Source organism: Candidatus Cloacimonadota bacterium (assembly GCA_011372345.1).
In the GTDB taxonomy this organism is placed as follows: Bacteria; Cloacimonadota; Cloacimonadia; order Cloacimonadales; family TCS61; genus DRTC01.
Window position 1 is genome coordinate 1 of the sequence record DRTC01000355.1, and the last position, 1857, is coordinate 1857.

The window sequence follows — 1857 nt, forward strand, 5'->3', positions numbered from 1 at the left end:
GAAATGAGTTGTTTCATCTTCCTGATGGGGATAACATTGATTTATCACAGGTCAGTAAGATTGGAGACATTGTAATATTCAGCAAAAGAAACGGCTCAAAACGAAAATTCATGGGATTTACGATCATCTTTCAAAATGGATTGATCAAAAATATAGTCCTTAGCTACAATGAAAAAAACAAAGAGTCAATCCAGCATGAGATTCAACAAATATATTTCAAGATAAACTCATTATTTCAAGCATATAATTTTTGGAGATAAAGATGAAAAAGAATATTTTAATCGTTATGTATTTTCTACTATTTTCCCCATGTTTATTTTCTCATATTTCCGATATTGTTTTTGATGATACTCAAATTCATGAATTTCATTTAACCTTTCACCAGGAAAATTTCTGGGACCTTTTATGGGAAGAATATGATACGGACAGGGATTATATTCCTGCAGATTTTGAATTTGACGGACAGGTTTACTTGAATGTAGGAGTCAAGTTCAAAGGACTTAAATCAATGAGTTACCCTACCCCAAAAAAACCTTTTAAAATTAAATTTGATAAATTTGTTGAGGACCAAGAATTCTACGGTTTAAAAAAACTTAGTCTCAGTAATGGTTATTATGATCCAACCTGTATAAGAGAGAAAATCAGTTATGATCTGATCAATAAGTACTTACCTGCTTCAAGGACAAATTTTATCAAATTATATATCAATGGTGATTATTGGGGTTTATACACCAATGTTGAGCAAGTTGATAAGAAGTTTTTGCATAAAAATTTCGGAGCGAATGAAGACGGAAATCTTTTCAAAGGTGATCCGGCAGGTACTCTTGAATGGCACGGTTATAACCAAGAATCGTATTATAATTATTATGAATTGAAAACAAATGAAGACGAAAATGACTGGTCTGATCTGGTTAATATGATAGATGTTTTAAATAATTCATCTGATCATGATTTTCAGGATTCCTTTGAGCAGGTTTTTCATATCCATAATTATTTATTCTTTCATGCAATCAATAATTTTTTAGTAAATCTCGACAGTTATTTTTGCAGTGGTCATAATTACTATGTTTACCACCGTACAGACTCGGATAGATTCATACACATTCCCTGGGATTTTAATACTGCTTTTGGAACTCAAACAAATAGTCTGGAATACGAAGAAATTCTAAATTTCTCTGTTCTCTGGGAACATCCCAATATTTCCAGACCTCTTGGACAAAGACCATTTGATTTTCAGGAATATGTTGATATTTATCTAAAAGATTTCAAATATCTAATTGAAGAAGAAATAACTGAAGATATCCTATTCCCCCGCATCGATTCTCTGGCAGATTTGATCAGACCTGCTGTCTATGCAGATACTTTAAAAATGTTTTCAAATCAAGAATTTGAAGAAGGTCTGGAATTGGATTTGATCTATCATGATCATGTTATTTTTGGGCTTAAATCATTTATATCAAATAGAATTAATAGTATTGAACAAGAGTTGTTAAATTATACTATACCCGAATTTTCCTTCGGATTATTTATCAATGAATTTTTAGCAAATAATGATCAGACCTTAGCGGATGAATTCGGTGAATATGATGACTGGTTGGAAATATACAATGCCAATGAAGAAACTATCGATCTTTCAGGTATGTTTTTATCTGATAATCCTGCTTTTCCTGATAAATGGAAATTTCCTGATAATACTGAAATTAATGCTGGTGAATTTTTAATTGTCTGGCTTGATAATGATCCTGAACAAGGAGATTTACATACAAATTTCAAACTTAACGAGGATGGAGAATTTATCGGATTATACTATCAGGACGGAGTATTAGCATTAGATAGCCTGATTTTTAATAATCAATC

At 31.3% G+C, this 1857-nt stretch carries 1 protein-coding gene; it reads left to right on the plus strand.

Going from position 1 to position 1857, the window contains the following annotated elements:
- Positions 1-262: 262 nt before the first annotated feature.
- Positions 263-1857, plus strand: a 1595-nt coding sequence (locus tag ENL20_06865) for a hypothetical protein (protein HHE38277.1), incomplete at its 3' end; no start/stop codon positions are given.